This window comes from Pseudomonas sp. GL-R-26 (genome assembly GCF_019947365.1).
GTDB lineage: Bacteria > Pseudomonadota > Gammaproteobacteria > Pseudomonadales > Pseudomonadaceae > Aquipseudomonas.
The window spans coordinates 1-3,348 of record NZ_JAGYGI010000069.1 but is presented as its reverse complement, the minus strand read 5'-3'; the positions used below and the strand labels follow the sequence as shown (position 1 = coordinate 3,348).

Below are 3,348 nucleotides of genomic sequence, written 5' to 3'. Positions count from 1 at the left end.
TCGTTCTTTAAAAATTTGGGTATGTGATAGAAAGATAGACTGAACGTTACTTTCACTGGTAACGGATCAGGCTAAGGTAAAATTTGTGAGTTGCTCTTAGGAGCTCAATCGAATTTTCGGCGAATGTCGTCTTCATAGTATAACCAGATTGCTTGGGGTTATATGGTCAAGTGAAGAAGCGCATACGGTGGATGCCTTGGCAGTCAGAGGCGATGAAAGACGTGGTAGCCTGCGAAAAGCTTCGGGGAGTCGGCAAACAGACTTTGATCCGGAGATGTCTGAATGGGGGAACCCAGCCATCATAAGATGGTTATCTTGTACTGAATACATAGGTGCAAGAGGCGAACCAGGGGAACTGAAACATCTAAGTACCCTGAGGAAAAGAAATCAACCGAGATTCCCTTAGTAGTGGCGAGCGAACGGGGACTAGCCCTTAAGTGGCTTTGAGATTAGCGGAACGCTCTGGAAAGTGCGGCCATAGTGGGTGATAGCCCTGTACGCGAAAATCTCTTGGTCATGAAATCGAGTAGGACGGAGCACGAGAAACTTTGTCTGAATATGGGGGGACCATCCTCCAAGGCTAAATACTACTGACTGACCGATAGTGAACTAGTACCGTGAGGGAAAGGCGAAAAGAACCCCGGAGAGGGGAGTGAAATAGATCCTGAAACCGTATGCGTACAAGCAGTGGGAGCCCACTTTGTTGGGTGACTGCGTACCTTTTGTATAATGGGTCAGCGACTTATTTTCAGTGGCGAGCTTAACCGAATAGGGGAGGCGTAGCGAAAGCGAGTCTTAATAGGGCGTCTAGTCGCTGGGAATAGACCCGAAACCGGGCGATCTATCCATGGGCAGGTTGAAGGTTGGGTAACACTAACTGGAGGACCGAACCGACTACCGTTGAAAAGTTAGCGGATGACCTGTGGATCGGAGTGAAAGGCTAATCAAGCTCGGAGATAGCTGGTTCTCCTCGAAAGCTATTTAGGTAGCGCCTCATGTATCACTGTAGGGGGTAGAGCACTGTTTCGGCTAGGGGGTCATCCCGACTTACCAAACCGATGCAAACTCCGAATACCTACAAGTGCCGAGCATGGGAGACACACGGCGGGTGCTAACGTCCGTCGTGAAAAGGGAAACAACCCAGACCGTCAGCTAAGGTCCCAAAGTTATGGTTAAGTGGGAAACGATGTGGGAAGGCTTAGACAGCTAGGAGGTTGGCTTAGAAGCAGCCACCCTTTAAAGAAAGCGTAATAGCTCACTAGTCGAGTCGGCCTGCGCGGAAGATGTAACGGGGCTCAAACCATACACCGAAGCTACGGGTATCATCTTCGGATGATGCGGTAGAGGAGCGTTCTGTAAGCCTGTGAAGGTGAGTTGAGAAGCTTGCTGGAGGTATCAGAAGTGCGAATGCTGACATGAGTAACGACAATGGGTGTGAAAAACACCCACGCCGAAAGACCAAGGTTTCCTGCGCAACGTTAATCGACGCAGGGTTAGTCGGTCCCTAAGGCGAGGCTGAAAAGCGTAGTCGATGGAAAACAGGTTAATATTCCTGTACTTCTGGTTATTGCGATGGAGGGACGGAGAAGGCTAGGCCAGCTTGGCGTTGGTTGTCCAAGTTTAAGGTGGTAGGCTGGAATCTTAGGTAAATCCGGGATTCCAAGGCCGAGAGCTGATGACGAGTGTTCTTTTAGAACACGAAGTGGTTGATGCCATGCTTCCAAGAAAAGCTTCTAAGCTTCAGGTAACCAGGAACCGTACCCCAAACCGACACAGGTGGTTGGGTAGAGAATACCAAGGCGCTTGAGAGAACTCGGGTGAAGGAACTAGGCAAAATGGCACCGTAACTTCGGGAGAAGGTGCGCCGGTGAGGGTGAAGGACTTGCTCCGTAAGCCCACGCCGGTCGAAGATACCAGGCCGCTGCGACTGTTTATTAAAAACACAGCACTCTGCAAACACGAAAGTGGACGTATAGGGTGTGACGCCTGCCCGGTGCCGGAAGGTTAATTGATGGGGTTAGCTAACGCGAAGCTCTTGATCGAAGCCCCGGTAAACGGCGGCCGTAACTATAACGGTCCTAAGGTAGCGAAATTCCTTGTCGGGTAAGTTCCGACCTGCACGAATGGCGTAACGATGGCGGCGCTGTCTCCACCCGAGACTCAGTGAAATTGAAATCGCTGTGAAGATGCAGTGTATCCGCGGCTAGACGGAAAGACCCCGTGAACCTTTACTATAGCTTTGCACTGGACTTTGAATTTGCTTGTGTAGGATAGGTGGGAGGCTTTGAAGCGTGGACGCCAGTTCGCGTGGAGCCAACCTTGAAATACCACCCTGGCAACTTTGAGGTTCTAACTCAGGTCCGTTATCCGGATCGAGGACAGTGTATGGTGGGTAGTTTGACTGGGGCGGTCTCCTCCTAAAGAGTAACGGAGGAGTACGAAGGTGCGCTCAGACCGGTCGGAAATCGGTCGTAGAGTATAAAGGCAAAAGCGCGCTTGACTGCGAGACAGACACGTCGAGCAGGTACGAAAGTAGGTCTTAGTGATCCGGTGGTTCTGTATGGAAGGGCCATCGCTCAACGGATAAAAGGTACTCCGGGGATAACAGGCTGATACCGCCCAAGAGTTCATATCGACGGCGGTGTTTGGCACCTCGATGTCGGCTCATCACATCCTGGGGCTGAAGCCGGTCCCAAGGGTATGGCTGTTCGCCATTTAAAGTGGTACGCGAGCTGGGTTTAGAACGTCGTGAGACAGTTCGGTCCCTATCTGCCGTGGACGTTTGAGATTTGAGAGGGGCTGCTCCTAGTACGAGAGGACCGGAGTGGACGAACCTCTGGTGTTCCGGTTGTCACGCCAGTGGCATTGCCGGGTAGCTATGTTCGGAAAAGATAACCGCTGAAAGCATCTAAGCGGGAAACTTGCCTCAAGATGAGATCTCACTGGGACCTTGAGTCCCCTGAAGGGCCGTCGAAGACTACGACGTTGATAGGTTGGGTGTGTAAGCGCTGTGAGGCGTTGAGCTAACCAATACTAATTGCCCGTGAGGCTTGACCATATAACACCCAAGCAATTTGATGCTCCTAGTTGAAGAAACGAAAGAGGCCAGATTGCGGTGTGTGAAGACGAAACGAACCGAAAGTTCGAGATACTCACAAAACACCTAGCTGTCACATACCCAATTTGCTGAAGCGAGACCAACCGGTCACGACTCAGTACCCGAATTTCTTGACGACCATAGAGCGTTGGAACCACCTGATCCCATCCCGAACTCAGCAGTGAAACGATGCATCGCCGATGGTAGTGTGGGGTTTCCCCATGTGAGAGTAGGTCATCGTCAAGATTAAA

The 3,348-nt window shown here is 51.1% G+C and carries 2 rRNA genes; both read left to right on the top strand.

What is annotated here, in order from left to right:
- Positions 1 to 164: 164 nt before the first annotated feature.
- Positions 165 to 3,058 (top strand): 23S ribosomal RNA (locus KGA96_RS29500).
- 169 nt (positions 3,059 to 3,227) lie between these two features.
- Positions 3,228 to 3,343: ribosomal RNA gene (gene rrf / locus KGA96_RS29495) — 5S ribosomal RNA — on the top strand.
- Positions 3,344 to 3,348: the final 5 nt, after the last annotated feature.